Annotated in this window: 26 protein-coding genes and 1 pseudogene; 7 read left to right on the top strand and 20 right to left on the bottom strand. The window is 54.3% G+C overall.

Going from position 1 to position 26,264, the window contains the following annotated elements:
- Positions 1 to 7: 7 nt before the first annotated feature.
- From EDF78_RS05440 to EDF78_RS05460, 5 genes are all read right to left on the bottom strand, one after another.
- Positions 8 to 796 carry an amino acid ABC transporter ATP-binding protein gene (locus EDF78_RS05440; protein WP_095921142.1) on the bottom strand — a complete coding sequence of 263 codons (789 nt, stop codon included), beginning with the start codon at positions 794 to 796 and terminating at the stop codon, positions 8 to 10.
- Complete coding sequence (locus tag EDF78_RS05445; protein WP_119826655.1) at positions 793 to 1,776, bottom strand: amino acid ABC transporter permease; 984 nt, start codon at positions 1,774 to 1,776, stop codon at positions 793 to 795. Before EDF78_RS05445 ends, EDF78_RS05440 begins: the two co-directional genes overlap by 4 nt.
- Complete coding sequence (locus EDF78_RS05450) at positions 1,773 to 2,681, bottom strand: ABC transporter substrate-binding protein (RefSeq protein ID WP_095921140.1); 909 nt, start codon at positions 2,679 to 2,681, stop codon at positions 1,773 to 1,775. The genes EDF78_RS05445 and EDF78_RS05450 overlap by 4 nt, the downstream gene beginning before the upstream one ends.
- Positions 2,682 to 2,861: 180 nt before the next feature.
- The gene (locus tag EDF78_RS05455) at positions 2,862 to 3,656 is read right to left on the bottom strand and encodes a deaminated glutathione amidase (RefSeq protein ID WP_095925080.1); all 795 of its coding nucleotides are present in this window, start codon (positions 3,654 to 3,656) and stop codon (positions 2,862 to 2,864) included.
- 44 nt (positions 3,657 to 3,700) lie between these two features.
- Positions 3,701 to 4,657: a nitrate ABC transporter substrate-binding protein gene (locus tag EDF78_RS05460; RefSeq protein ID WP_095925298.1), complete on the bottom strand. Its 957-nt coding sequence runs from the start codon at positions 4,655 to 4,657 to the stop codon at positions 3,701 to 3,703.
- A gap of 210 nt (positions 4,658 to 4,867) precedes the next feature.
- Between EDF78_RS05460 and EDF78_RS05465 the strand changes: the two genes are divergently transcribed.
- Positions 4,868 to 6,214, top strand: a complete 1,347-nt coding sequence (locus tag EDF78_RS05465; protein ID WP_133822700.1) for an aminotransferase class I/II-fold pyridoxal phosphate-dependent enzyme — start codon at positions 4,868 to 4,870, stop codon at positions 6,212 to 6,214.
- A gap of 4 nt (positions 6,215 to 6,218) precedes the next feature.
- Here the strand turns inward: EDF78_RS05465 and EDF78_RS05470 are convergent, their stop codons facing one another.
- On the bottom strand, positions 6,219 to 6,641 hold the full coding sequence (locus EDF78_RS05470) for a GNAT family N-acetyltransferase (RefSeq protein ID WP_095925078.1): 423 nt from the start codon (positions 6,639 to 6,641) through the stop codon (positions 6,219 to 6,221).
- Positions 6,642 to 6,755: 114 nt separating this feature from the next.
- On the opposite strand from EDF78_RS05470, the gene crcB reads away from it, so the two are divergent.
- The 3 genes from crcB (at position 6,756) to EDF78_RS05485 (ending at position 9,303) form a co-directional block, all read left to right on the top strand.
- Positions 6,756 to 7,139: a fluoride efflux transporter CrcB gene (gene crcB, locus EDF78_RS05475; protein ID WP_133822701.1), complete on the top strand. Its 384-nt coding sequence runs from the start codon at positions 6,756 to 6,758 to the stop codon at positions 7,137 to 7,139.
- Positions 7,140 to 7,449: 310 nt separating this feature from the next.
- Entirely contained in the window at positions 7,450 to 8,106 is a 657-nt protein-coding gene (locus EDF78_RS05480; RefSeq protein WP_133822702.1) for a TetR family transcriptional regulator, read from the top strand.
- Between the two features lie 9 nt (positions 8,107 to 8,115).
- The gene (locus EDF78_RS05485) at positions 8,116 to 9,303 is read left to right on the top strand and encodes a multidrug effflux MFS transporter (protein WP_133822703.1); all 1,188 of its coding nucleotides are present in this window, start codon (positions 8,116 to 8,118) and stop codon (positions 9,301 to 9,303) included.
- Between the two features lie 62 nt (positions 9,304 to 9,365).
- On the opposite strand, the gene cspE is transcribed toward EDF78_RS05485, so the two are convergent.
- The 5 genes from cspE to EDF78_RS05510 form a co-directional block, all read right to left on the bottom strand.
- Positions 9,366 to 9,575 carry a transcription antiterminator/RNA stability regulator CspE gene (gene cspE / locus EDF78_RS05490; RefSeq protein WP_009636912.1) on the bottom strand — a complete coding sequence of 70 codons (210 nt, stop codon included), beginning with the start codon at positions 9,573 to 9,575 and terminating at the stop codon, positions 9,366 to 9,368.
- Between the two features lie 176 nt (positions 9,576 to 9,751).
- On the bottom strand, positions 9,752 to 10,495 hold the full coding sequence (locus EDF78_RS05495) for a DUF2076 domain-containing protein (RefSeq protein WP_095925074.1): 744 nt from the start codon (positions 10,493 to 10,495) through the stop codon (positions 9,752 to 9,754).
- A 184-nt stretch (positions 10,496 to 10,679) separates the two neighbouring features.
- Entirely contained in the window at positions 10,680 to 11,810 is a 1,131-nt protein-coding gene (locus EDF78_RS05500) for an ABC transporter substrate-binding protein (RefSeq protein ID WP_133822704.1), read from the bottom strand.
- Positions 11,811 to 12,002: 192 nt separating this feature from the next.
- On the bottom strand, positions 12,003 to 14,090 hold the full coding sequence (locus EDF78_RS05505) for a prolyl oligopeptidase family serine peptidase (protein ID WP_133822705.1): 2,088 nt from the start codon (positions 14,088 to 14,090) through the stop codon (positions 12,003 to 12,005).
- Positions 14,091 to 14,179: 89 nt separating this feature from the next.
- Positions 14,180 to 15,193, bottom strand: a complete 1,014-nt coding sequence (locus tag EDF78_RS05510) for a phosphatase (RefSeq protein WP_119826671.1) — start codon at positions 15,191 to 15,193, stop codon at positions 14,180 to 14,182.
- A gap of 313 nt (positions 15,194 to 15,506) precedes the next feature.
- Here EDF78_RS05510 and EDF78_RS05515 point away from each other — a divergent pair, with 313 nt between their 5' ends.
- A complete protein-coding gene (locus EDF78_RS05515; RefSeq protein ID WP_095925070.1) occupies positions 15,507 to 15,752 on the top strand; it encodes a hypothetical protein in 246 nt (81 codons plus the stop codon).
- 75 nt (positions 15,753 to 15,827) lie between these two features.
- Here the strand turns inward: EDF78_RS05515 and EDF78_RS05520 are convergent, their stop codons facing one another.
- From EDF78_RS05520 to EDF78_RS05550, 7 genes are all read right to left on the bottom strand, one after another.
- Positions 15,828 to 16,340: a cupin domain-containing protein gene (locus EDF78_RS05520; protein WP_195816822.1), complete on the bottom strand. Its 513-nt coding sequence runs from the start codon at positions 16,338 to 16,340 to the stop codon at positions 15,828 to 15,830.
- Between the two features lie 38 nt (positions 16,341 to 16,378).
- Positions 16,379 to 16,741 (bottom strand): hypothetical protein, encoded by a 363-nt coding sequence (locus EDF78_RS05525; protein ID WP_133822706.1) that lies wholly within the window; start codon positions 16,739 to 16,741, stop codon positions 16,379 to 16,381.
- 30 nt (positions 16,742 to 16,771) lie between these two features.
- Complete coding sequence (locus EDF78_RS05530; RefSeq protein WP_232770010.1) at positions 16,772 to 17,776, bottom strand: diguanylate cyclase; 1,005 nt, start codon at positions 17,774 to 17,776, stop codon at positions 16,772 to 16,774.
- Positions 17,777 to 18,052: 276 nt separating this feature from the next.
- Positions 18,053 to 18,448, bottom strand: a complete 396-nt coding sequence (locus EDF78_RS05535) for a cupin domain-containing protein (protein WP_095925297.1) — start codon at positions 18,446 to 18,448, stop codon at positions 18,053 to 18,055.
- Positions 18,449 to 18,594: 146 nt separating this feature from the next.
- Complete coding sequence (locus tag EDF78_RS05540; protein ID WP_133822707.1) at positions 18,595 to 21,720, bottom strand: efflux RND transporter permease subunit; 3,126 nt, start codon at positions 21,718 to 21,720, stop codon at positions 18,595 to 18,597.
- A gap of 18 nt (positions 21,721 to 21,738) precedes the next feature.
- On the bottom strand, positions 21,739 to 22,890 hold the full coding sequence (locus EDF78_RS05545) for an efflux RND transporter periplasmic adaptor subunit (protein ID WP_133822708.1): 1,152 nt from the start codon (positions 22,888 to 22,890) through the stop codon (positions 21,739 to 21,741).
- 96 nt (positions 22,891 to 22,986) lie between these two features.
- On the bottom strand, positions 22,987 to 23,322 hold the full coding sequence (locus tag EDF78_RS05550) for a helix-turn-helix domain-containing protein (protein ID WP_095925064.1): 336 nt from the start codon (positions 23,320 to 23,322) through the stop codon (positions 22,987 to 22,989).
- Between the two features lie 321 nt (positions 23,323 to 23,643).
- Between EDF78_RS05550 and EDF78_RS05555 the strand changes: the two genes are divergently transcribed.
- Positions 23,644 to 24,543 carry a LysR family transcriptional regulator gene (locus EDF78_RS05555; RefSeq protein ID WP_095925296.1) on the top strand — a complete coding sequence of 300 codons (900 nt, stop codon included), beginning with the start codon at positions 23,644 to 23,646 and terminating at the stop codon, positions 24,541 to 24,543.
- Positions 24,544 to 24,743: 200 nt separating this feature from the next.
- On the opposite strand, the gene EDF78_RS05560 is transcribed toward EDF78_RS05555, so the two are convergent.
- Both EDF78_RS05560 and EDF78_RS05565 read right to left on the bottom strand, forming a co-directional pair.
- Complete coding sequence (locus EDF78_RS05560; RefSeq protein WP_119826681.1) at positions 24,744 to 25,289, bottom strand: sugar O-acetyltransferase; 546 nt, start codon at positions 25,287 to 25,289, stop codon at positions 24,744 to 24,746.
- An 83-nt stretch (positions 25,290 to 25,372) separates the two neighbouring features.
- A pseudogene (locus EDF78_RS05565) lies at positions 25,373 to 25,525 on the bottom strand (MFS transporter); the annotation flags it as partial.
- Between the two features lie 395 nt (positions 25,526 to 25,920).
- Here EDF78_RS05565 and EDF78_RS05570 point away from each other — a divergent pair.
- On the top strand, positions 25,921 to 26,247 hold the full coding sequence (locus EDF78_RS05570; RefSeq protein ID WP_095925062.1) for a hypothetical protein: 327 nt from the start codon (positions 25,921 to 25,923) through the stop codon (positions 26,245 to 26,247).
- Positions 26,248 to 26,264 lie beyond the last annotated feature (17 nt).

Here is a 26,264-nt window from a genome sequence, read left to right on the forward strand (position 1 = left end):
CGTCAGATCAGATAAAACGGCTCAGAAATGCCTGGGTTCTCGGATGCTGCGGATTGACTAACACCTCATCCGCCGCGCCCTGTTCGACCACCACACCGCGATCCATAAACACCACGCGGTCTGCCGCCTCTTTGGCAAAACCAATCTCATGCGTCACAACAATCATCGTCAGCCCCTGCTGCGCCAGATCCCGCATGGTGCCCAGCACTTCGCCCACCAGTTCAGGATCGAGCGCCGACGTCGGCTCATCGAACAACATCAGTTTAGGCTTCACCGCCAGCGCGCGGGCGATAGCCACACGCTGTTGCTGGCCGCCGGAAAGATGGCGCGGATAGGCATCGGCTTTATCGCTCAGTCCCACTTTTTGCAGCAGTTCACGGGCATACTTTTCCGCTTCCTGACGGCTTTCCTTGTGGACGCCCACCGGGGCTTCAATGATGTTCTGCAACACGGTCATGTGCGGATAAAGGTTGAATTGCTGGAACACCATACCGATATCGCGGCGCTGACGCGCAATCGCCCGTTCAGACAATTTATGCAGCCGTTCGCCACGCAACTCATAACCGATCTGCTCACCGCCGACCATGATCGAGCCGCGATCGATATCTTCCAGATGGTTAATGCAGCGCAGGAATGTCGATTTACCGGAGCCGGACGGCCCGAGGATCACCACCACCTCGCTGGGTTTTACCTCCAGATCGATACCTTTTAAAACCTCGTTATCGCCATAACTTTTGTGCACATTACGGGCCACCACCAGAGAAGTCTGGGCGGAGTCAGCGGATATTTGACTCATAAGTCCTCCTTTCGGGCCAGGCCGGGTGAATTAATGATCGGCACCGCTTTATCTTCAGTCGTGTTCTGACGCCGTTTGACATTAGGTAACGTCCGGCGCGTGCCACGGGAATAATAACGCTCAATGGCGGACTGACCGAGGTTGAGCAAGGAGGTGATAAACAGATACCAGATCACCGCCACCATCAGCATCGGCACCACTTCAAAGGTGCGGTTATAGACGGTTTGTACGGAATACAGCAAATCCCCCATGGCGATCACACTGACCAGCGACGTGGCTTTAATCATGCTGATCAGCTGGTTGCCGGTCGGCGGAATGATCGAGCGCATGGCCTGCGGAATGATGATGCGGCGTAACGCGCGCCCCCTGCTCATGCCAAAGGCTTGTGCGGTTTCCGCCTGACCGTTATCCACCGACAGCAAACCGGCACGAATGATTTCCGCCATATAGGCCGCTTCATTCAGTGCCAGACCGGCAATCGCGGCCGTCAGCGGCGTGATCAGATCATTGGTATTCCAGCTCATGTATTCCGGGCCGAACGGGATCCCCAATACCACACGCGGGAACAGCGTCGACATGTTGTACCAGAACAGTAACTGCACCAGCAGCGGCGTACCGCGGAAGAACCAGATATACAGCCCCGCCAGTCTGCGCAGCAACATGCTGTCAGACAACCGGGCGATAGCCAGCATCAGCCCGATGAACACGCCGAGCAACATCGACACCACGGTCAGGCCGAGCGTGACGCCCAGACCTTTGATCACCGACCCTTCCGTAAACCACTGCGCGACAACGTGCCATTCAAAATTCTCGTTGTGCGACACCGCCCAGATCACATCGGCGGCAATCAGCAGCACCACTATCCAGGCAATCCACCGGCCGTAGTGACGCGGTGCGTGGGAAAACTCAACGTTACGTCGTGGATCCTGCGTATAGTCGTCCTTGACTGCCGGCTTTGAACTATACGTTTTATCAGTCATTTAGCCTGCGCCTTTGCCAGGTTGATGCCCGGAGCAGAAATCATATTGCCTTCCAGCCCCCATTTTTTCATGATGATGGCGTACGTGCCGTTATCGAACAGTTTCTGATAACCGGCAAGAATGGCATCACGTACCGGTGAATCTTTCGCGACCACCGTGCCCTGGAAAATATCGCCAAAACCGTTGGATTTGCCGGTGCCGGTCAGTTCCAGCTGGCCGTTGGCTTTTTCCACAAAGTACGTCAGCGGGGCCTGAGAAGAGAAGAACGCATCGGAACGGTTAGAACGCACGGCCAGAATCGACGTCGGCTGATCAGAGAAAGATTGCACGGTGACCGCCGGTTTGCCGTCTTTGACACACACCTCAGACTGCTTGCGGATCACCTGCTCCGCCGAGCCGCCCGCCATCACGGCAATGCGTTTACCGCAGGTGTCATCGAGAGAATTGATTTTTTCCGGGTTACCTTTACGCACACCGAATACCACATACTCTTTGACGAAATCGATGAAATCATTTTTCGCCTGACGATCAGGGTAGTCGCCAATCGGGCCGATGCCCATCTGATAGCGTCCAGCAGCCATGCCGCTGAGAATGCCTGACAAGCCGCTCACAGAAGCATGCTCAATTTTGACACCCATGACTTCCGCCAGCGCGTGCGCCAGATCGGCACTCGCCCCGTCCAGACCGTTGGCACCGGTCACGATTTCATACGGAGGGAATGAGCCATTGTTCACAGAGGTCATCACACCTGATTTCTGAATATCCGCAGGTAATTTAGCGTGGATCGCCGGATCCATCGTCTGAGTCGGGATCGTCACATTTTCAGCAGCAAAGGCGTTTATGGAAGATACGGAAAGTAATGCAGCGGTCAGTACAGCAGCCTGACGAAGTTGTTTTGCCATCATTCTCTTATTTCCTCTGTGTAAAAAGTCGGTCTGTGAGTTTATGAATGTTGTGGTTTTATAGTGAGTACCTTCCGTGGCGAATTTCCGGGTAGTTCTTTTTCATCGTTCACGCGTTCCCTGGTGAGGGCGCGGTACTGCCTGAGCGTTAAGGCAGCCGTTGAGGACCGGCTGCACACAGGCTCAGTCGTGACGCAGTTGCGGCAAACCAAAACGGCGGTTCGCCAGCACCGGCAACACTTTTCTGGCATGCGCCAGACGATCTTTCTCCAGCTCAGCAAACACCAGCGCCGGGGCTTCTGCTGCGCGGGCAATGGCCACACCCAGTGGATCGACCACCATGCTGTTGCCGATATTGCGCTCGCCACATTCGCCCACGGCCACCATATACGCGGTGTTTTCCAGTGCGCGTGCCGTGACCAGCACTTCCCAATGCATTTCTTTCAGCGGGCCTTTCACCCACGCGGCGGGCAGTACCAGAACGTCGGCCCCGTCGAGCACCAGCCGGCGCGCCAGTTCCGGGAAACGGACGTCATAGCAAGTCATCAGGCCGACGTTAAAGCCCGCAACATTCACCAGCGGCGGGACGTCGTCCCCTGCGGTGACGTTTTTTGATTCCTGCGAGGAAAACGCATCGTAAAGATGCAGCTTCTGATATTCAGAAATAATCTCGCCATTACGGATTGAAATCAGGACGTTATAGGCACGACCTTGCGGAGCGGGCGTATGCACGCTCATCATGGTGGTCATCTGATTACCGCGACTGGCCGCCAGCAACTGGCTGACGAACGGGCCATCCAGCGGTTGCGCCGCTTTCAGTACCAGATCCGGATCGGTGATATCGCGTGCCAGAATACCTTCCGGCAGCACCAGTAAATCCACGCCCGCTTCCAGAGATTTCGCCATCAGTGAAAGACAGGTTTCCACGTTCGCTTCCCATTCGCGGGAAACGGCAAACTGACCTAATGCAACTTTCATTTTTACTCCCCTGTCGCTGAGTATGAAACGCGATTGGTTAAGTGTTACTGAGCAAAGTTCGGGAACAACTCCTGCGGCGTCAGTCGGTTAGCCGTCAGCCCCTGAGCATGCAATTCCTGCGCAAAATCGTCGATCATCTTTTCATTGGCGGCGAAACCGTTTGCGTTCCAGTCCGCCGGTAAATCCACTACCGTGCGGCGCAGATCGTCCAGCAACCATGGCGTGGTGTCGGCGTATTTTGCGCGCTTGTCCATCCACATCTGATAAGAGCGATCGATGATGTCGCTCAGCGCCTGCGGCAGCCACGGATGTTCTTCCGCCAGCGCCGGTTTGATCGCCAGCAGGTGAATGCCGGGGATGTAACCGACGCGGTTAAAATAGGCCAGTTCAGCAGCGCGGAAATCCGGCTGGAACTGACGGAAACCAGAATCCGGCTTAAAGAAACCGTCAGGCATAAACGGCGTAAATACCGCGTCCAGCCAGCCTTCCTGCAATAATTCCATCATCGGACGCTCTTCCGGCACCGCTTCGATACGCCCTTCACGGCCAAAACCGGCCAGACGATCGACAATCGGATGCGATGCGGTCAGGCGGCCGACATACCAGTTAGCGTCTTCGATGCCCACACCTTCCAGCGCCAGCAGCGTGCGGGTCCAGGTATTGCCTGAATCCTGCCAGCCGGTCAGGCCGATACGTTTACCGGCCAGCTGAGAAAGTTCGGTCAGCGGGCTGTCTTCGCGGGTGATGATGCAACGCTGACGGAAGCCGCGCATCAGGAAATGCGGTATCGCCAGCAGATCAGATTCGCCCCGCGCACGCCCTTGTGCATAACGGCTGAAAGAGACTTCACCCGCATCGTATTTGTCGCTGGTGCCAAGGTTATCGACCAGCGTGCCCACACGGTCTATCTCAAGATTAAACCCTTCCGGTTTAAGATCGCCTAACGCCAGCGGCGTAAAATAATCCCAGTCACGAACTGCCAGCCTGATGGTAATCGTCACATCTTTCCCCTTAAGTGTCAGCATGGTTGATATGCAGAAAAACAACGGTGCGTTTACAAATTTTCCTGAAAACACACCCATTTCTTTCACGAAGGCCCTCATCTTTACGGCAATGTGATTATTTTATCGCCTCCGTTGGCTAAGTTTGATACTAATGGCATAAATTAATATGTACAATAGAATCTTTGTTACTGGACAAAAGGCGAAAAAATGGCAGAAAACCTCCTCGAAAAAACGCTGGATGCGCAATGGTTAGCCAACCGGTTACAGGATCGTTCCATGCGGGGAATTGCGATTGAAACAGCGGCGATGATCCGATCCGGCGTGATCGAGATTGGTACCCATCTGCCTGCGGTGCGTGAACTGGCGCAGGCGCTCGGGGTCAGTCCGGCCACGGTTTCTGCCGCCTGGGGGCAGTTGCGACGTCAGAAAGTGATCGCCGGACGCGGGCGTAATGGCGTCTGGGTATGTGGCGATATGCTGTCGCCGCGCCCGGCCCGCTTTGAAAAAATCGGTAATTTTGGCGAGCATATTATTGCCGATCTGGCGCTGTCATCGCCCGATCCGGCGCTGCTGCCCGACCTGCGCGACGCCATGCTGCACGGTGTCGGCGCGGATAACCTGAACAGCTATCAGCGTGAGGCTATCGCCCCGTCGTTGCTGGCAGCGGCAAAACAGGACTGGCCTTACGATGCCCCGGCGTTTATGAGTGCGGACGGCGGATTTGACGGCATGAACCTGACGCTGCAAACCCTGCTGATGCAGGGTTCGGTGGTGGCGATTGAAGACCCGACCGCCACCCGTCTGCTGGATATGCTGGATAACCTGGGGGCGCAGGTGATCCCGGTGAAGTGCGACGAATTTGGCCCCACGCCGGAATCCCTCAGTCAGGCGCTGCTGAAAAATCCATCCGCCTTTATTTTTCAGCCGCGCACGCACTCGCATTGCGGCCATGCCCTCAGCGCAGAACGTTATGCTGCGCTGGCCGATATTCTCAGCCAAAGTCATACCCTGATTATTGAAGATGACGGCATCGGTCAGTTGTCGCGTTACGCCCCGCTCAGTATGGGCAGCCGGTTGCCGGACCGCACGGTGCATGTCCGTTCCTATTCGAAAGCTTACGGGCCGGATTTACGTCTGGCAGTGATTTCGGGTTCAACGGATTTAATCAAACAAATCAAATCATTCCGTAACTTCGGGGCGGGCTGGTCGAGCCGTATTTTGCAGGAGGCACTGGCGTGGCTGATCAACGATCCAAAGACGCAGGAAGGCATTGCGCACGCCAAAAGCGTGTATGCACAGCGCCGTAAAGCCATGTCCGATGCCCTGCGTATCCGTGGCGTCACTATCCCGGAACGCGACGGGCTGGCGATGTGGATCCCGGTGCCTTCAGAGCAGTTCGCGCTGGTGACCATGGCAGCACGCGGTATTGCGGTGCTGCCGGGCGAGCGCAGCCGCATCGGGCCGGGGCAGTTTATCCGTATCAGTACCAGTCAGGTAAAACCGGAGCAGGTTGACCTGATCGCTGACGCCATTGTGCTGGCGCTGGATGCCTGATCACTCAGCATTTTTTGAGCAGATATTTGGGGGATTCTTCGTACTGCGCCCGCGCATAAAAATGGTGGGCGCGGACGCGGCGGGTATGGCTGTGAACTTCCATGCGGTCGCAGCCACGTTCTGCCGCCAGACGTTCGGCTTCATCCAGCAATGTCTGGCCGATACCGCCGCCACGCGACAGGTCGCTGACACACAAATAGCTGATGCGACAAAATTCTCCGGCCAGCGCGATCTGCGGAATAAAATGCAGCGAGATGAACCCGACGGCTTTCCCGTCCGCTTCGGCGACCAGCAGACGGCTGTCCGGGTTTGCCGCCATTTTCACCACCCGTTCCGCGATCGCTTCCGGCGTATTGGGATAATCCAGATCGCCCAGTAATTGCGCCAGAACCGGCGCATCGGACGCCATACCTTCTCTGATCAACATGCCTTTCTCCTCGTAAAATGTTGTTTCAGTCTCACGGCTACACAAGCCTGAATGCGCGGGGTAAACTTAGCGCCCGGCCCTTTGTGAATTCATCTGTTTTTTTAAGGCATTCCTATGTTTAGCACCTTACTTGCAGTCTTTATTGGTGGCGGTATTGGCAGCGTTGTGCGCTGGTATGTCAGTCTGAAAATGAACGGCATCAGCCCGGTGCTGCCAGCCGGTACGCTGACCGTCAATCTGGTCGGTGCCTTTATCATCGGTCTGGGTATCGCCATTTTCACCCGCCTGACTCATATCGATCCGGTGTGGAAACTGCTGATCACCACGGGTTTCTGCGGCGGCCTGACCACGTTTTCCACCTTCTCTCTGGAAGTGGTGTACATGCTTCAGGATGGCCGCTTCGGTGCCGCCCTGCTGAACATGGCGCTGAATCTCGCCGGTTCGCTGGCCATGACCTTACTGGCCTTTGCGCTGGTCAGCTGGTACACCGCGCACTGATCTTAATGTTTCCTTCATGTTCCTTACCGATAATAGCCTCAATTCATGTCAGTTTATAAATTGAGGTTCCTATGTTTTCTGCTCCAAAAACGTCTTCTGAATTCCTGACTGTCGCCCTGTGCCTCTTCACTGTCATGGCCTTTTTGCAGGCTTATCTGTCATAGCGGCCCCGCCAAGTGACGCGGGTCAGGCTGAAATGAAACGTCACTTTTTATTCCATTCATAATACAAATATTTACCTGTCTCTCCATATTGCCTATAATTGAGAATGATCGTTCACAATCATTATTGGCAACCGACCAGGTATCTCATGCTTCCCCCACAACAATGCACCAAAGACGCGCGCATCAGCGCACGACGCGACCAGATCATTGCCGCCGCCCGCCTGTGTTTTCGCAAACACGGCTTTCACGGGGCGGGGATGGCTGAAATCGCCAAAACGTCACTGCTGAGTGTGGGGCAAATTTACCGGTACTTCGCCAATAAAGACGCGATCATTGAGGAAATTGTCCGGCGCATCGTGATGAAGAAAATCCGTCTGATGACCGGCAATGCGCATAATTTGCAGCAGGTCGCCCATAATCTGGCGTACCGGCGGATCGGCAATTTGAGCGCACCTTATAAAGAAGAACAGTGCACCGAACAAAAAGAGCAGGCAGAAATTGACCACGCGCTGATGCTGGAAGTGGCCGCAGAAGCCACCCGCAATCCCGCCGTGGAAAAAATCTGGCGCGACTCTGAAAAACAATTGTTCAGCGAAGCAAAATCTCTCCTCAGTGCCACTTTCCCGCAGTTTTCTGATGCCGAAATGACGGCGAAAGTGGAGTCTTTAGCGGTGATTTGTGAAGGCACCGCATTTCGTCGCATGACAACTGTTCACGCCGACGCGGAGCTTCTGGAAGCCTTATACCATCGCTACTTTCAGGATCTCTTCGAAACGGATTTAACCACCAGCAAAGCGGAATAAACATTTACCATGAGCGCTCACCTGCAAGAAAAACGCCTCGGTTATGCCCTGGTCCTCGGCTCACTCGCCGCTCTCGGACCTTTATGCACAGATTTATATTTACCGGCGCTGCCGGAAATGGCGGGCGACCTGAATACGTCGACGGCCAGCGCGCAGCTCAGCCTGACCGCCGGTTTACTCGGTCTCGGTTTCGGCCAGTTGCTGTTCGGCCCGCTGAGCGATCGCTATGGCCGTATGCGCCCTTTATTGTGGTCACTGGCCTTATTGCTGGCCGCCTCTGTCTGGTGCGCGGTGGCGCAGGACATCAATCAGCTGATAGTCGCCCGTCTGTTACAGGGCATTGCCGGTGCGGGCGGCGCGGTACTGTCGCGCGCCGTGGCCAGGGATCTGTATAACGGGCATGAACTGACCCGCTTTTTTGCCCTGCTGATGCTGGTGAACGGGCTGGCGCCGATTGTCGCGCCGGTACTGGGTGGCGCGATGCTGAACTGGATGAACTGGCGGGGCATATTCGGCGTACTGGCCTTAATCGCCATTTTGCTGTTCAGCTTCTCTTCGCTGAAACTGCACGAAACCTTAGCGCCGGAACGCCGGGCGCAGGGCGGGATCCTCAGCATGTTAGGCTCGGTATTTGGCCTGCTGAAACACAGTCCCTTTATGGGCCTGTGCCTGACGCAGGGCTTTATCATGGCGGGGATGTTTGCCTATATCGGTGCATCGCCGTTCGTTCTGCAACAGATTTACCATCTCAGCCCGCAGATGTTCAGCCTGTGCTTCGCCATTAACGGTATCGGACTGGTGATTTCCGCGCAGGTCTCAACCCGCCTGAGCCACCGTTTCGGCGAAATGGCACTGGTCAAAGCCGGTTTATGCATCGCGGCCATAGCCTCGGTGGCGCTGGTGATTTCCGCCAGCCTGAATGCGCCGCTGGTCATGCTGCTGATCCCGCTGTTCTTCTCGGTGATGGTGATCGGGATTATCGGCCCGAATGCCGGGTCGCTGGCGATGCAAAGTCAGGGAAAAAATGCAGGCAGCGCCTCCGCCCTGCTGGGCGTGTGTATGTTTGCTCTGGGCGCGGTTGCGGTACCGGTGACCGGCTTTGGCAGCCATCCGGCATTGTCGATGGGGCTGACGATCCTCGGTTGCTACGCCATCGCCATCCTGATGTTTGTCACGCTGGTGCGTAAAGCAGAATAACGCTGGCGGATAACAGGCAAAAAAAAACCCGCTTCGGCGGGTTTTTTAGAATTCGGCTAAAGTCAGATAGCGATAACGTTAGCAGCCGACGGGCCTTTGGCACCATTGGTGATTTCGAACTCTACGCGCTGGCCTTCAGCAAGGGTTTTGAAACCGTTGCTGGAAATAGCAGAGAAATGAACGAAAACATCTTTGCTGCCATCTTCAGGGGTAATGAAACCAAAACCTTTTGATTCATTGAACCACTTAACGCTACCTTTAATCTTAGACATCAAACTTACCTTTACGTGAATGTTGGACACAAAATGTGTGTCAAATACAGTACAGCAACAGATTTAACTTTTGTCCAGAATTCTGATAGCAATAAGCGATAAACCTCTCACTCCTGGCATTTTGTTGCCGTTTTCTGCTGCCAGATTGCCCTTCTGAATCGTATAACATCAGTCAGTTAGAAAAACGAATCGTCGTCGTTGTTGAAATCATCCGTATCAAAGTCGTCATTTCCGAAACCCAAATCCGCGTTGTCATTACGCAGTGACGCGTCTTCCCACGACGGCTGATTGCTGTCGAACCCCTGACTGTTATCGAGGAAGCTGCTGTCGGCAGGATTGAGATCCTGCACCGGCGGTTCTTCGATAATGTTGACGATTTCCTGCGGCTGGCTGTGGTGGAACATGCCGGTCAGCATATCCGCCAGCACCACACCGCCCGCCACGCCTGCGGCGGTACGTAATGCGCTGCCCAGAAAACCCGGCTGCTGGGGTGCAGCCTGTGCCGGTGCCTGCTGTTGCGGCTGTTGGGCATATTGCGGCTGTTGTGGCTGAGCCCCCCATCCCTGCGTGCCGGGGATCGGCTGGCTGCCCTGTGACGCCGGACGTTGCGGCGCAGGCTGTGACGCACCGCCGCCAAACAACCCGGCCAGGAATCCGCTGCTTTGCGGTTTGGCGGTCTGCGCCTGCTGTTGCAGTTGTTCGACCTGCTGTTGCAGTTCCTGCACCTGGGCGTTCAGTTTGGTCAGCGCGGCTTCCTGAATAATCATCGCCTGCGCCATGTAATACGGGGCAGACGGCTGCTGACGAATATGGGCCTGAATCACACGTTCAGCTTCCGCATCACGCGGTGCCGTATTGGACTCAGCCTGTTGCAAGCGACTAAAAAGCCCGTCAATTAAACGCTGTTCTTCAGATTGCATAAATTCACCTTGTTGATGTGTCGTACCACGCCAGTCGGCGTTATGCAGATACAGTAATACAGTTAGATTTTTGTATGAATTAACGGAGTGTCAACAAATGTGACGGAGGTAAAGTTTGTGCAGAAGGCATACCACGGGGGTTGAAAACCCGCCTGCGTGACCACAGACGGGCGGGTCTCAGGGCTTATTTTTTCGCAGACCAGCCGAGGATCAGATCCTGATCCGGCAGGTTGGTGTAGTTGCGTACGATATCGTGGTAAGTCTTCGCCGGATCGACGTTTTTAAACTGCTGCGGATAGATAAACTTCGCCAGATATTCCATCCCGACAATGTTGTACGGGTGGTTGTAGAACTGGTGATAAATCGCATACACGCGTTTGTCGCTGACGGCCGGGATCTGCGCCACGCCGGTACGGTGAGTCAGCACCGCGGCTTCTTTATCAATGCTGGCTTCATCTGCGCCATACCCGAACGGCAGAATATGCGTCACGGAACCGCCTTTCGGACGCGCCGAGCCGGTCATGATGTACACGTCTGGCTTCATGCTGATCACCTGCTCCAGCGAAACCGTGCCCGATGCGCCCGGCAGCAATGTCGAGCCGATGTTATTGGCGCCAACCGCCTGGATCAGTTTGCCCCAGCCCGCGTTACCGTGGGTAAAGCAGCAGGAATCATCGCGACCGGCAATCGGCTCAATGAACACATTTGGCCTGGTTTTAACGGCAGACACCGCTTTCTGAATAGCGTCAAAATGCTGGTTATAGAAGGTGGTATAGGCGCGGGCATTGTCTTCCTGATCCATCACCTGGCCGAGCAGTTCGATGCTCGGGGCGGTATTTTTGGCCGGATCCAGTTCGTAATCCAGGAACACCACCGGAATATGCAACGCCGCCAGTTTATCCAGCACGCCTGCCTGCGCCAGCGAATCTTTCGCACGCAACTGCGCCACCATCAGATCCGGTTTTTTGGCGATCACAGTTTCCAGATCCACCTGCCCTTTATCGCTGAATCCCATATCAAGGATTTTAGCGGATTCCGGCCATTTGCTTTTCAGCATGTCCCAGGTGCCGCTGTCGGTTTTTTTCAGCAGGTTATTCCATGCCACCACATGCTGGAACGGGTTGGCTTTGTCCAGCACGGCCAGCGCCAGCAGGTCACGGCCATCCTGTAAAATTACCCGTTGCGGGGCTTTATCGATCGTGACTTGCTGGCCGGACATATCCGTCACGGTCAGCGGATAGGTGGTGGCTAAACTGGCAAAGGAAGTGGCCATCAGGCCGGCAACTGACAGCACGCGAGCGGTGTTCTTTAACATGCGATTACCCGAAAATGAGAATGAATAAGAAATGATTTTGATAATTGTTATCAAATGAAGCCGAAATAATAAACAAGGAATGATTAGCGGGGCAACGTTTTTACGGTGATTCAGCGCGGATAAAACATGTCGAAATATGAACGGGATACCACGAGGGTATCCCGTTGAGGGTCAGTCAGCAGCTTAACGTGCTCAGTGGCGGCCGAGGGTATGCATCAGGAATTCACTGACCATCACCCGCTTAAACGCCGACTGTTTTTTGTCAGCAGCGGCGCTGTGACCGCCGTCGGTATTCTCGTAGAACCAGACATCCGGGATGCCCAGCGCCTGCATTTTCGCTGCCATTTTACGCGCATGGTCAGGCCCGACGCGGTCATCGCTGGTGGCCGTAGAGAACAACACCGGCGGGTATTTTTTTGCCGGATCGATATTGTGATACGGAGAAAATTCGCGGATAAACGCCCACTCTTCCGGTTTCTGCGGGTCGCCGTATTCCGCAATCCATGACGCGCCAGCCGAGATTTGCGTATACCGGTACATATCCAGCAGCGCCACCTCACAGACAATCGCACCGAACAGTTCCGGGTAGCGCGTCAGCATATTGCCGACCAGTAAACCGCCGTTGCTGCCGCCCTGCGCCGCCAGATGGGCCGGAGACGTGATTTTACTGGCGATCAGCGCTTTCGCCACGGAGGCGAAATCTTCATAGGCGCGCAGACGTTTTTCCTTCAGCGCCGCTTTGTGCCATTCCGGCCCGTATTCGCCCCCGCCGCGGATATTCGCCACCACAAACACGCCGCCGCGATCCAGCCACGACACGCCACTGACGCCGAGATAATACGGGTCAAGCGAGACTTCAAAACCGCCGTAGCCATAAAGCAGGGTCGGATTTTTGCCGTCGTACGCCACGTCTTTGCGGCAGACCACGAAATACGGCACGCGGGTGCCGTCGTCGGAGACCGCGAAATGCTGGCTGACCTGATACGCTGACGCGTCAAAATGCGACGGATCTTGTTTCAGCAGTTCGGCTTCCACCTCCGCGCCGTTATCCAGATTACCAAGCGACAAACTGGCCGGTTGCAGGAAGCCACTGACACTCATGAAATATTCATTGGTGTCGTCATCCACGCCCCACGCATTGATTTTGCTCAGTTCCGGCACGTTGCCAAACGGCTGACGCTGCCAGCCGCCGTCTTTTGGCGTCAGTACTTCCAGCCGGTTGGACACATCGCGGGTGATGCTGAGAATAATGTGATCACGGGTGTAAGAATAACCGTTGAGCTGGTCACGGGTTGCCGTGACGCCGCTGAGGGAAGCATGAGCAGAAGGCATAAACAGCGGCTTCAGCGTACGATCACCGGCCATAAAGGCATCAAAATTCATGGTCAGCAGCGAACCGGAAGGCCAGCTTTCACCGTTTACCTGCCATTCGCTGGAAGGCTGGATCAGGATCCATTCCCGCCAGGTACTGAATTTGGCATCCGTCGGCAGATCGATTTTGACCAGGTCTTTGCCGTCATCAAGCAGGAACACTTCGCGGTGATAGAAGTCGATCACCCGAACGACGTAACTGTGCTCGAAGCCTTTCATGGCATCGCGATAACCCGCCGCCAGCATGTCGGTTTTCTCCGCGCTGAACACGGTGACCGCGTCAGAGAGCGGCGTACCGCGCTGCCAGATTTTGACGATGCGCGGGTAACCCGAATCAGTCAGGGATCCTTCTCCAAAATCGGTCGCGACAAATAAATGGTCGCGGTCAATCCAGCTGATACGGCTTTTCGCGACCGGCAGACAGAACCCGCCGGGAACGAAATCCTGAGTGACTAAATCAAACTCGCGCACTTCTGATGCATCTCCCCCGTCGGGTGAGAGCATTAACAATGCACGGTCAAAATCCGGCTTCAGATTCAGGAAGCCATGAAACACCCAGTCCTTGCCTTCGGCTTTGCCCAGCGCATCAATATCCAGCACGGTTTGCCATGCCGGTTGTGCTTTGCGGAATTCATCCAGCGTTGTTTTACGCAACAACCCTTTTGGATTCTGCGCATCCTGCCAGAAGTTGTACCAGTCATGCCCGCATTTCCACACACCGGGGATGTGATCCGGTGAGTTCAGACCTTCCAGCACTTTCTCCCGCAACGGTTCGAAGTCCTTGCCCTGCGTAAAGGCTTTCAGCGTGATGGCATTTTGCCCGCGCGCCCATTCCAGCGCTTTTTCGTTGCGTAAACCTTCCAGCCAGATGAAATCATCCTGCGGCGGGGTCATTGAGTCAGTTGTCATATCATTCTGCTCCTTCAGTGAAAACAGCCGTTCTTAAAGGGGTCTTCTGAATAAACGCTAAGCGCAGTGTCGCGCATCGTTTACCGGATTTATTGCACCAGGATGCCCTGGATCAGGCTGGCTTTGACAATCGTCACCTGCGGGATATTCAGCGCCTGCATAAAACCTTCCACCAGCAGCAAATTGCTGACATCGGTGGCGCGGTATTCGCCGGTAAGTTCGCTGTCCCCTTTCCATACCTGATTTTTAGACACGCGTTCAACATCGGCCAGCGTGTAGGTATTGTCCTTCGGATGCAGCTGATCTTTCAGCGAAAAACCGTGCACGCCGCCGATTCCGATCACCCGGCGGGTTTGCGCATCCTGTTTGATTTGCGGGCTGACGTGCGTCCGGGCGTAGAAATTCACGTAACGCAGAACCGTATTGCGCAGCGAGCCAATCGGGTTGGGCGAGGCGGCTTTATCCAGTGCCTGATTTTTCAGTACGCTGATAATGAATTCTTTCAACGTCACAGACGCCAGTCTGCCCTGATAAATATCCGTCACCGGCTGACCATTTTGCTCACGCAGGGCGGTCATTTGCATCGAGCCTCCGCCGATATCCCAGACCAGCAGATCCTGATTTTTAATGGTGTTGTCATGCAGCGCCGCTTTCGCCGACAGGAATCCCAGCTCCGCTTCCTGCTCCTGAGAAATCACCCGCAACTGGATGTGCGTCTGCTGATTGAAACGGTCAATCACCTGCTGACCGTTGGCCGCCGAACGAAACACGGCCGTGGCGACGCCGGTAATGCGCTGCGGATGGAAAGTGCGGGCTTTATCGACCATCTCTTTCAGCGCCGTCACGCCTTGCTGTTGCATGGCTTCGCTGATGTGGTTGTTGCCGGATTTGCCCAGGTCGTCATTAAAGCCCAGCGGCCGTTGGTCTTCATACAGCACTTTTCCCAGCTGATGCTGGCAAATATCCACCTGCGCCACCTGAATTTTGGTGGTACCGGATCCCATGTCAATTCCCGCGCGGGTTTCGATACATTGACTGGCCAGCGAGGAAAAAGTGCTTAACGCGAACAGCGTACCGAGAAAACCCTTCATCCAATAATGCATGTCGTCCTGCCCCTGAAAAATATAAGAAAAGTAGAAAGCACTCAGGAATACCCGCTTTATAGCGTTGAGTTCAAGTCTTTTTAATTTCCGTTTACGCTCTGAATAACCTTTCTAAAAGAGTGAGATCTCGTTTAATTAATTCATTCTGCGATCCGTACGCAAGCCCGTCTTGCTTTTTGTGAGTCAGTTCAAGCATTCAAATAACAGGAACGCCTATAAAGAAATCATTACTTTGTCATGACAAAAAATGACAGGGATTTGAGGTAGAAAAGGGAAACGAAAAATCAGGCAGCCACAGGAAAGGAGTGAGAATATGGAATGGAAAATCATAGACATCCTGAGTATCCCGCAAACCGGACTGAAATATATCTGCATTCAGGCGTTTAAAAATCTGAAGCTGATCTTGTCCGTGGATAATGATTTCACCCTGCACACCGGCGATACCTTAGAGATCACGCCGGAGGGCTATTCACTGAACCGTCATCAGGCGCAGAGCCTGAAAATTCACCGCATGATGCCGTATTGTCAGCAACGCTGGCAGTCGCTTTCGGTGCAGTAAATGTGTGTAATCAGACATCTTAAATAGAAAAGCCGGTATTCAGAACACCGGCTTTTTTCTTACGTTTTCCGGCGGTCAGTCAGACGTTTTATTGTGCTCACGTCGCCGGTCAGAAATGCCGTCATGGTCACCGAATTGCTGCTCAGGCACATCCCGCCAGCGGTCTTTGCGCGTCGCTTCGTATTCCTGATTCAGCGGATAATAAATCCGGTTTTCCGGTTTATTCGCCTCGCCCACCACCAGCAGACGAATTTCCTCGTCCGTATTATTGATAAAGGTGTGGCAGATGCCGGTTCCGTGCGGAAACCCCACGGCATCGCCCGGTTTAAGCCGGTGCAGGTGGCCGTTGATCCAGGCATCCGGCGTGCCTTCCAGCACGTAGACAAACTCATCTTCTGAACTTTCTGCGTGCGCGTAACAGGTACGCCGCCCCGGCAACAAACGTTCGTGGTGAATGCCAATTTTCGTCAATCCGAGCGCCCTGCCAAGCGGCGCGCCGAAGGACATCCGTTCGTCATCACCGGCATAACCGCTGTCATCCGGGCTTTCGAGTTCGCGCCAGTGACGGATGAAATCAGGTCTTTCCATGTGCATGTTTCCTCGGATAAAGGGACGACGTCTCAGTCTCAGTACAGCGACGGTGACGTGGTCGCCGGTTGCAGCGAATACGGGCTTTGCTGCGTCTGAGACGTCTGTTTCGGCAGGCAGGCAAATCTTATGTGCACCTTCTCGCCATCATTACTTTCGCCCAGCGTCTGGAATTTACCGGTACAAAACGTGAAGATTTTTTTGTAGGTATCCGCACGGCGCTGACGTTCAAGAATTGAAAAAACGGACGTGGTATAGCTCGCCTCGCCTTGCGCAAACGCCGCATCATAATTCGCCGGACGATAGGTTTCGTCTCCCACCGGCTTATCAATCGATGAACACCCTGCCAGCACACCCGCTATAGCTACCGCTGCTACCATCATTATTGTGATATTTTTCATTGATCATCCAGGATAAACGGTGAATTCACTTCATTGTAGCTGAGCCGCGAGTTCCGCCCGGCCCACACTGCCAATACTGTTCTTGCCATTTTTTTTGACGTTCACTAATGCGCGCTCTGCCGCCGCCAGCCACTGATTGTAATTCTCATGATGTCTGGACGTCGCCACCCCGATACTCAGCGAGCACTGGAAACCCGAGTCTTGCGACAAACGGATCTCTGAGGTTTTCAGTAATAACCGGTAACCCACGGCATAGGCTTCCTCTTCGGAGACGCCCGGCAGGATCACCACAAATTCATCGCCGCCCAGAATAGCCGGGAAATCATTTTGCCCGGTTTCATGGCGCAAAATCGCTGACACGGATCGCAATACATAATCCCCCGCCTCGCGCCCGAATAAGTCATTCACCATCTTAAGATCATCCACGCCCAATACCATCAGGCAGGATAAATCATGTTTCGAACGTTCAAATTCCAGCATCAGCCGCCGGTCAAGTAAACGCCGGTTTGGCAGCCCGAGGAACGGATCCATCAGCGCCGCCTTTTCCAGCTCATGTTGTTTATCGCGCAGCTTGCGGGAGATGGAATAATTGGCGGCGCTGAAGGCAATAATATAAATAGTCGACAGCGGCAGCGTCAGCCACAGCGTCCGGTCGGTGACGACGGGATAAAAAGGCATTCCCGCCGCCAGCCAGCAAAGGAGAAAACCAGCGCAATAAAACAGCGCGGCACGGCGCAGCAAATGCCAGCCACCGGCAGAGAAACGGTCGGCAATCAGAATAGACGTAATAATGGCCGACGGCAGCGGGCACACGCCCATCAGCGCCACCCATGCGCCGCCTGCGATGGCGTCAAACGCCAGATTTCTGAACTCGGCCTGATTAGGATGTTTTGCGCGATGGGAAATCAGCATCGCGACATGCGGCCAGACAAACGCATTCAGCGCCAGCAGACATATCGGTATCCAGGAAACCTGACGTTCGAGCAGAACGGAAAGCACCGGAAAAAAGCAGAGGAAAGTGCCGAGCATGCGCATTAAATACATTCGCTTTAAAAAGCGATCCGAACGCTCACGCACGAGACTCTCACCCGGAGAATAATAAGGCATACCGATACGACTCTGTAGTTGATGTCTGTTTATATTAGTCGAGTTAGTGATTACAGGGCTACAGAAAGCGGCGGTTTTAATGCGTCGAATAACGGGGCTTTTTAACCGTAAATAAAACAGGTGAGCGGTTAGCCCGATAATTTAGGATAAAAAAACGGCCACCCAAAGGGCAGCCGTTTGCAGACATTAACGTGTGACTTTACATTATCTGGAATACTGCGCGTCCGTCACTTTTTCCATCCACTCTACCGGGCTGCCGTTCAGGGATTCGGCAATCGCGATGTGCGTCATGGCATTCTCAGGGGTTGCGCCGTGCCAGTGTTTCACCCCTTCCGGGATCCACACGATATCGCCGACGTTCATTTCACGGATTTCGCCGCCCTCTTCCTGTAACCAGCCGCGACCCTGCGTAATGATCAACGTCTGACCCAGCGGATGGGTATGCCAGGCGGTACGGGCGCCCGGCTCAAAGGTCACGGTCGCCCCGCCCACACGGGCAGATTCAGTGCCGCTGAACGGCGAGTCGATACGCACCTTACCGGTGAAGTAACTTTCAGGACCGTTCTGAGAAGGCACAGAACCGCTTCGGGTAATTTTCATTTTGTCAGTCATTTCATTCTCCGCTGCGGCAACCGCCGCTGGAATAGTCATCGTAATACAGACTGTAGCGCCATTCGTTTGTTGCGACTATATAGCTGAATACGCAAGGAGCTATGAATTAAACTCATTAATAGCCCCTTCCGCCCTTACTCTTCGCTCTGGCCGGGCGTCCCGGCGAAACGCCGGCGCACCACCACGAAGAACACCGGCACAAAGAAGATGGCCAGTAACGTGGCGGAAATCATCCCGCCCATCACGCCGGTTCCGACCGCGTTTTGTGCACCGGAACCCGCGCCGTTGCTGATCGCCAGCGGCAGGACCCCGAGGATAAACGCCAGCGACGTCATCAGGATCGGCCGCAACCGCATCCGCACCGCGTCAAGCGTGGCTTCCAGCAGCGGTTTGCCTTCTTTCAGCATCAGATCATTGGCGAATTCGACGATCAGAATGGCGTTTTTCGCCGCCAGCCCGATGGTGGTCAGCAGGCCGACCACGAAATACACATCGTTATTCAGCCCGCGCAGGCTGGTCGCCAGCAACGCGCCGACCACGCCAAGCGGAACTACCAGCATCACCGAGAACGGGATTGACCAGCTTTCATACAGTGCCGCCAGACACAGGAACACCACAACCAGCGAGATGGCATACAGCGCCGGTGCCTGTTCACCGCTCATGCGTTCCTGATACGACATGCCGGTCCAGTCATGACCCATCCCCGCAGGTAACTGCCCCGCCAGTTGTTCCATCAGCGCCATGGCTTCGCCGGAACTTTTACCCGGCGCAGGCTGCCCGAGGATCTCCAGTGAAGACAGTCCGTTATAGCGTTCCAGACGCGGCGAACCATACACCCATTTCGCCGTCGAGAAGCTGGCAAACGGCACCATTTTCCCGTTAGTCGCGCGCACAAACCAGTTATTGAGATCGTCCGGCATCATGCGGTAAGGCGCATCACTCATGACATAGACTTTTTTCACGCGGCCATTATCGACGAAGTCGTTCACGTAACTGCCGCCCCAGGCCGCCGACAAGGTGGTGTTGATATCCGACAGCGATAACCCCAGCGCCCTGGCTTTTTCCTGATCAATTGTCACTTTGTATTGCGGCATATCTTCCATGCCGTTCGGCCTTACCGCCATCAGCACATCCGGATGCTGCGCTGCCAGCGCCAGCAACTGATTACGCGCCTCAAGCAGTTTCTGATGCCCCAGATTGCCACGGTCGATCAGTTCAAAATCGAAACCTGTGGCATTGCCCAGCGCGATAATCGGCGGCAGGTTGAACGCCACGACGGTGCCGTCGAGGATTTTTGAAAACGCCGCGTTGGCACGCTGAACGATCGCCGTCACGTTGTTGGCGTCACCGGCACGCTCGCGCCAGTCTTTCAGGCCGATAAAGGCGATACCGACGTTTTGCCCGCGTCCGGCAAACCCGAAACCGTTAACGGTGAGGACATTCGCGACATTACGTTTTTCGTCATTCATATAGTGTGCAGTGATGGAATCGAGCACTTTCTGCGTCCGCTCCTGCGTGGCACCCGCCGGTAAAATGGCCTGCGTCGCCAGCACGCCCTGATCTTCATCAGGTAAAAACGAGGTCGGCAGGCGCATAAACATCACCACCATGCCTGCCACAATCAGCAGATAAATGACGATGTAACGCCCGGTACTTTGCAAAATCCGCCCGACCGAGGACGTGTAATGCTGCGTACTCTGGTCAAACTTACGGTTGAACCAGCCAAAGAAACCGGTGGTTTTCCCGTGGCTGCCCTGCGCCACCGGTTTAAGCAACGTGACGCACAATGCGGGCGTCAGTATTAATGCCACCAGCACCGACAAGGCCATCGCAGACACAATCGTTATCGAGAACTGACGATAAATCACGCCGGTGGTGCCGCCGAAAAAGGCCATCGGCACAAAGACCGCCGACAGCACCAGCGCGATACCCACCAGCGCGCCCTGAATTTGCGCCATCGATTTTCGTGTCGCCGCTTTGGGCGACAGACCCTCTTCGGCCATCACGCGCTCAACGTTTTCCACCACCACGATCGCATCATCCACCAGCAGCCCGATGGCGAGCACCATGCCGAACATCGTCAGCGTGTTGATGGTAAAACCGCAGGCGGCGAGAATGCCAAACGTCCCCAGTAACACCACCGGCACGGCAATGGTCGGGATCAGCGTCGCCCTGACGTTTTGCAGGAACAGGAACATCACCAGAAACACCAGCACAATGGCTTCGAACAGCGTTTTCACCACCTCATTAATCGAGATTTTGATAAACGGCGTGGTGTCGTAGGGATAGACCACCTGCAAACCGTCCGGGAAGAACGGCCGCAGTTGTTCCAGTTCGGCGCGCACCGCCGCCGCCGTATCCAGCGCATTGGCTCCGGCCGCGAGCTGGATCCCCAGTGCCGACGCCGGTTGCCCGTTAATTTTCACCACGAACTGATAATCTTCCCCGCCGCGCTCAATGCGGGCAACATCACGCAGCCGCACCTGCGAACCGTCGGCATTCACCTTCAGCAAAATGTCGCCAAATTCTTCCGGTGAGATCAGCCGGGTTTGCGCGATGAGCGAGGCATTCAGTTGCTGTCCCGGCACCGGTGGCGCACCGCCGATTTGTCCGGCGGCAACCTGCGCATTCTGGGTGTTCAGCTCGCTGATCACATCCACCGGCGTCAGCTGATAATTATTCAGTCTGGCCGGATCCAGCCAGATACGCATGGCGTATTGCGAACCGAAGATCTGCGTATCCCCCACGCCATCGATACGGCTGATCGGATCTTTAATATTCGAACCGACGTAGTCCGAAATATCCTGCTGGGTCATGGTGTGATTACTGTTCACAAAACCGACCACCATCATAAAGGTGCTGGACGATTTACGGACGGTGATCCCCTGTTGCTGCACTTCCGACGGCAATAACGGCGTCGCCAGTTGCAGTTTGTTCTGCACCTGAACCTGCGCGATATCCGCGTCGGTGCCGGTTTTGAAGGACAGCGTCAGTTGCAGGGTGCCCGACGAATCGCTGGTTGAGGACATGTACATCAGCCCGTCGAGGCCATTCATGTTTTGCTCAATCACCTGCGTCACGGAGTTCTGCAACGTGGTGGCATCCGCGCCCGGATATTGTGCGCGGATCTGGATCGCCGGTGGCGCTACGCTGGGATACTGTTCTACAGGCAGATTAATGATTGAGATCGCCCCTGCCAGCATGACGATAATGGCGATCACCCAGGCAAAAATAGGCCGATCGATAAAGAATTTAGACATGATTTCCGCGTTCCCTGATTAAGACCTGGCTGGCTGTTCGTGGGCAGAAACAACTTCACCCGGTTTGACTTTTTGTACGCTGGACACCACCACGCGCTCGCCCGCCGCCAGTCCTGACAGCACCTGCCACTGATCGCCAAAGGCTTTGCCTGTGATGACATTTTTCAGTGCCACTTTGTTATCCGTGCCAACCACCAGCGCCGTCGCATCTCCCCGCGGGTTGCGGGTAATCGCCACCTGCGGCACCAGTAACGCCGACGGAGCAACGCCCTCTTCAAGCCGCGCACGCACGAACATTCCCGGCAATAACCGGTACTGAGGGTTCGGGATCAGCGCGCGCAAGGTGATGGAGCCGGTGGTTTCGTCCACCGTCACGTCGGAGAATTCCAGCGAACCTTTCGGCGCATACGCGCTGCCGTCAGAGAGCAGCACGGTAACTTCAGCTTTGCCTTCCACCTGACGCAGCTGGCCGCCGGACATTTCCTGACGCAGACGCAGGAATTCATCCCCCGACTGCGTGACATCGACATACAAGGTATCGAGCTGCTGAACCGTCGCCAGCGCCGTGGTTTGGGCGTTTTGCACCAGCGCGCCTTCGGTGACGGAGGAGCGGCCAATACGCCCGGAAATCGGTGACGTCACACGGGTATAACCCAGATTGATACGCGCGGATTTCACCGCCGCTTTTGCGGCAACCATTGCCGCCTGCGCCTGTTGCGCCGTGGCCTGCGCCTGATCGAAATCCTGCTGACTGATGTAATGCGTGCCGGTCAGCGGACGGTAACGGTTCACCGTGGTGACGGCGATGCGCGCACTGGCTTCAGCCTGTGCCAGTGCGCCCAGCGCGTTATCCAGCGTCGCCTGATAGGGCGCGGGATCAATCTGGTACAACGCCTGTCCGGCAGTCACATCGCTGCCTTCGGTGAAAAGACGTTTTTGTATGATGCCGGAGACCTGCGGGCGCACTTCTGCCACCCGCAGCGCTGAGGTTCTGCCCGGCAATTCGGAGGTCATATTCAGCGGTGCGGTGCTGAGTTTCACGACATTGACGTCAGGTAATGCAGGCTGGCCCGACGCGGCGTTTTTACCGCTGTCACAGCCGGCAAACACTACACTCCCGGATAAAAGACAAAGCACTGCCAAAGGCCTGATGCGCCCCAAATTATTCATGGTTTCCCACCTCAATATTCCCATCTGGTTATTCACTCAATCAGTGAATTTGCGTTAAATAAAAACAAAATCAAAAAGTACGTCAGTAATTAATCATTACGCAGGTTGTGACTGATGCATTCTGCGATATGCCTGCGGCGGCAAATGGTATTTGCGCGAAAAGGTGCGGGAAAAAGATTGTTGCGAGTCGTACCCGTACTTAAAGGAAATATCAATTACCGCATTTTTTGTGTGGAGAAGTTCATTCGCCGCTAATTCGAGTTTTCTGTCGCGAATATAATTGCCCAGCGTTTCACCGATGACCTGCTGAAACATTCTTTGTAAATGCCATTTTGAATAGCCTGATTTTTCAGCAACATCGCTGATTTTCAACGGCTTATCAATATGTTCATCTATCCACCCGATCAGGGAGTCAATAACGTCTTTATGCATCACAAGCGTCCTCTTAAAAATAGCGTAATGAGTGCGCGATTCGACACGGGATCACACGTGGTTTGTTTTCAAACGGCAGCTGATTTCAATCGGAAACTGAAAATGACAGCAGTGACAGAGGCGTGGATAAGATTAAATGTGACCGGGATAGTCATCACTCTTATGGGGCGATAATAGCATCCGGAATACGCGGTAATAAGACGCTAAATTATGATTGCCGTTATGAATCTCATTCACTAATCCGGCATCAATAGGCGTCGCTTACGAAAGATGAACTGATTATAATCCGCTCAGTAATGGGTAATGACAATCGGATCCGGCATGTTAAAAGAGAATTTCAACGATTTAATTTCTTTCCTCGTCGTGGCGAGGGAGCGCAGTTTTACCAAAGCGGCGGCAAAACTGGGGGTTTCACAATCGGCACTCAGTCATTCAATCCGGGGTCTGGAAGAACGGCTGGAGCTGCGGTTGCTGACCCGCACCACCCGCAGCGTTGCCCCGACGGAAGCCGGTGAAAAAATGGTCGCCAGCCTCGGCCCGCGCTTTGCAGAAATAGAATCTGAACTGGAGGCGTTAAGCGAGATGCGCGAACGCCCGGCAGGGAATATCCGCATTACCGCCGGCGAACACGCAGTGGATTCGATCCTCTGGCCGGTATTAAAAAAATTCCTCGCCGAATACAGCGATATTAATATCGAAATCATTCTGGATAATGCGCTGACAGATATTGTGACAGGCCGCTTCGACGCCGGAATTCGTCTCGGGGAACAGGTCGCCAAAGACATGATCGCCCTGCGTATCGGGCCTGAAATGAGCATGGCGGTGATCGGTTCCCCCGCGTATTTCGCCAGGGAAGGTATTCCCTTAACGCCGCAGGAATTACAAAGCCACCGCTGCATCAATATGCGTCTGCCGACCATGGGCGGGATTTATGCGTGGGAATTTGGTCAGGATGGACGGGAATTAAAAGTACGCGTCGACGGACAGTTAACCTTTAACAGCCTGCGGCAGAGAATTGATGCGGCGGTTAACGGCTTCGGTCTGGCGTATGTGCCGGAAGACTCCGTGGCATCGGACATCGCCAGCGGAAAGTTAATACGGGTATTGCAGGACTGGTGTGAACCTTTCCCCGGCTATTATTTGTATTATCCCAGCCGCAAACAACACACCACCGCGTTTGCTTTATTGCTGGATGCGCTGCGATATAAAGAACCGTCATAACGATCACTATTTGATCAAAATCCCCAAAAAGTGTGCTGATACTTATTTCAGGAAGATAATTAATTGATTTAGATTACATTGTGTTTCATGCTGTGCGCACTTTAAGAAATATTGTACTTTTTGCATTTGCAGCCCGCCTGGAGCGGGCTTTTTTATGTCTTGTTTCTCAAAGCATGAATATTTTTTGATTAGGAATTTCTTTAACGAATGACGCGACAGGGACTCCCGCAGGCCACCGAACCCGCCGGAACGGATCGCGTGACCACGCTGCCCGCCCCGACAGTACAGCCATCACCCAGAGTGACGCCCGGCAGAATGATACACCCTCCGCCGATCCAGACATCGTTACCGACAGTCACCGGCCGCGCGCTGCCGATATGTTCACGACGTATCTCAATATCCAGCGGATGTTGCGCCGTATAAATTTGCACATCGGGGCCAATAAAAACGTTATTGCCTATCGTGACCGGCGCGCAATCGAGTAAGACAAAGTTAAAATTAATAAAGACATTATTCCCGAGCACGGTATTGATACCGTAATCAATGCGCATGCCTTTTTCAAAATGCACATTACTGCCCACCTGACCAAATATTTTTCTGATCAGTGCGTCCTTTTCTGCGGTTTGTCGTGCGCTCAGCGCATTAAACGCATCCACTTTATCGCGGGTCTGATAACGAATTTCACGTAATTCCTCATCGTTGATCTGATAATCCAGCCCGCTGGTCATTTTCGTTAGCTCACGCATATACCGCTCCCTGATGATTGTTTGCTTTGCGGATAACCATTTTTCCGCACTTACTGCCCGATATCGCGCAGCTTCTTCCCTGCCGCGCCGATATTGTCCATCAACGTCAGAAAAGTTGCGCCGATCATCATAGTAAAGATCCCGTTGGTGGTGGTCGAGCAGGTGATATCAAAATCGCGACGTTGTAACGGCTGGATTTCAGAACATAGGATCCACACCACCGGCGCGGCGCTCATCATCGCCGCAAATGACCCTGGTATTTTTCAGCGGATACTCCGCCATTTTTGCCACATCGATTGCTTTTATACTGCTCTTTGCGAGACGTCTTCCAGATCTGAATACAACTCCCTGTAAATGCATCCAGCCTGTTTCTTTGTTCCGGCGGCAGGAATAAAGTCTCCTTGCTGCGGCAAAATCCGCAGCCGGAATTAGCGTTCCGAAAGACATAACTAGGCGACATTGTGTAATAATGCCGCGCACTTTGATTCACTCTAAATAATGGTGGCTCAGGTGGGGGCTTCGAAAGAAGCACCGGTTTTCCTAGTGTGTCCGGTACGCTAACCCCGTCTGAGCTGCCACCCAAGTTTAGCGTCTTGTGTTGCAGTCATTTAATCATCTAGGAGCTTTTAAAATGACGAACACCGAAACTGCATTAACAGAAAACTCAATTACCGTCTTCCGCTCACTGATCGCAGAGCTGGAATTCAGTCACTTTGAAGATGCCCAGCTTTACGATCTCAGCGCGCTGGCCTCAGACTCTGCCGAAGGATTGTGTCATGGTCTGCTTTGCCTGAGCGAAGGGCTGGAGAATGGCGAGATCGTCCCGCCGGAAGGTATCCCGCAGATCAGCGCCTATCTCAAGGCGACCGCGCATTTAGTGCCGGTGCTGTTTGAGCTGAGTGAACGGGCGAATGACGGGCTGGCAAAAGGCAGAGCCCCGTCTGTTTTCACCCTGTAAGCGTCACGGTCAGCATG

It is taken from the genome of Rahnella sp. BIGb0236, from assembly GCF_004364755.1.
Classification (GTDB): Bacteria; Pseudomonadota; Gammaproteobacteria; order Enterobacterales; family Enterobacteriaceae; genus Rahnella; species Rahnella victoriana.

Bases quoted from the DNA above. Each gene is read 5' to 3' on its own strand.
- EDF78_RS05440 (WP_095921142.1), bottom strand. From the start codon at position 796: ATGAGTCAAATATCCGCTGACTCCGCCCAGACTTCTCTGGTGGTGGCC.
- EDF78_RS05445 (WP_119826655.1), bottom strand. From the start codon at position 1,776: ATGACTGATAAAACGTATAGTTCAAAGCCGGCAGTCAAGGACGACTAT.
- EDF78_RS05450 (WP_095921140.1), bottom strand. From the start codon at position 2,681: ATGATGGCAAAACAACTTCGTCAGGCTGCTGTACTGACCGCTGCATTA.
- EDF78_RS05455 (WP_095925080.1), bottom strand. From the start codon at position 3,656: ATGAAAGTTGCATTAGGTCAGTTTGCCGTTTCCCGCGAATGGGAAGCG.
- EDF78_RS05465 (WP_133822700.1), top strand. From the start codon at position 4,868: ATGGCAGAAAACCTCCTCGAAAAAACGCTGGATGCGCAATGGTTAGCC.
- EDF78_RS05470 (WP_095925078.1), bottom strand. From the start codon at position 6,641: ATGTTGATCAGAGAAGGTATGGCGTCCGATGCGCCGGTTCTGGCGCAA.
- crcB (WP_133822701.1), top strand. From the start codon at position 6,756: ATGTTTAGCACCTTACTTGCAGTCTTTATTGGTGGCGGTATTGGCAGC.
- EDF78_RS05480 (WP_133822702.1), top strand. From the start codon at position 7,450: ATGCTTCCCCCACAACAATGCACCAAAGACGCGCGCATCAGCGCACGA.
- EDF78_RS05485 (WP_133822703.1), top strand. From the start codon at position 8,116: ATGAGCGCTCACCTGCAAGAAAAACGCCTCGGTTATGCCCTGGTCCTC.
- cspE (WP_009636912.1), bottom strand. From the start codon at position 9,575: ATGTCTAAGATTAAAGGTAGCGTTAAGTGGTTCAATGAATCAAAAGGT.
- EDF78_RS05495 (WP_095925074.1), bottom strand. From the start codon at position 10,495: ATGCAATCTGAAGAACAGCGTTTAATTGACGGGCTTTTTAGTCGCTTG.
- EDF78_RS05500 (WP_133822704.1), bottom strand. From the start codon at position 11,810: ATGTTAAAGAACACCGCTCGCGTGCTGTCAGTTGCCGGCCTGATGGCC.
- EDF78_RS05505 (WP_133822705.1), bottom strand. From the start codon at position 14,090: ATGACAACTGACTCAATGACCCCGCCGCAGGATGATTTCATCTGGCTG.
- EDF78_RS05510 (WP_119826671.1), bottom strand. From the start codon at position 15,193: ATGCATTATTGGATGAAGGGTTTTCTCGGTACGCTGTTCGCGTTAAGC.
- EDF78_RS05515 (WP_095925070.1), top strand. From the start codon at position 15,507: ATGGAATGGAAAATCATAGACATCCTGAGTATCCCGCAAACCGGACTG.
- EDF78_RS05520 (WP_195816822.1), bottom strand. From the start codon at position 16,340: ATGGAAAGACCTGATTTCATCCGTCACTGGCGCGAACTCGAAAGCCCG.
- EDF78_RS05525 (WP_133822706.1), bottom strand. From the start codon at position 16,741: ATGAAAAATATCACAATAATGATGGTAGCAGCGGTAGCTATAGCGGGT.
- EDF78_RS05530 (WP_232770010.1), bottom strand. From the start codon at position 17,776: ATGCGCATGCTCGGCACTTTCCTCTGCTTTTTTCCGGTGCTTTCCGTT.
- EDF78_RS05535 (WP_095925297.1), bottom strand. From the start codon at position 18,448: ATGAAAATTACCCGAAGCGGTTCTGTGCCTTCTCAGAACGGTCCTGAA.
- EDF78_RS05540 (WP_133822707.1), bottom strand. From the start codon at position 21,720: ATGTCTAAATTCTTTATCGATCGGCCTATTTTTGCCTGGGTGATCGCC.
- EDF78_RS05545 (WP_133822708.1), bottom strand. From the start codon at position 22,890: ATGAATAATTTGGGGCGCATCAGGCCTTTGGCAGTGCTTTGTCTTTTA.
- EDF78_RS05550 (WP_095925064.1), bottom strand. From the start codon at position 23,322: ATGCATAAAGACGTTATTGACTCCCTGATCGGGTGGATAGATGAACAT.
- EDF78_RS05555 (WP_095925296.1), top strand. From the start codon at position 23,644: ATGTTAAAAGAGAATTTCAACGATTTAATTTCTTTCCTCGTCGTGGCG.
- EDF78_RS05560 (WP_119826681.1), bottom strand. From the start codon at position 25,289: ATGCGTGAGCTAACGAAAATGACCAGCGGGCTGGATTATCAGATCAAC.
- EDF78_RS05570 (WP_095925062.1), top strand. From the start codon at position 25,921: ATGACGAACACCGAAACTGCATTAACAGAAAACTCAATTACCGTCTTC.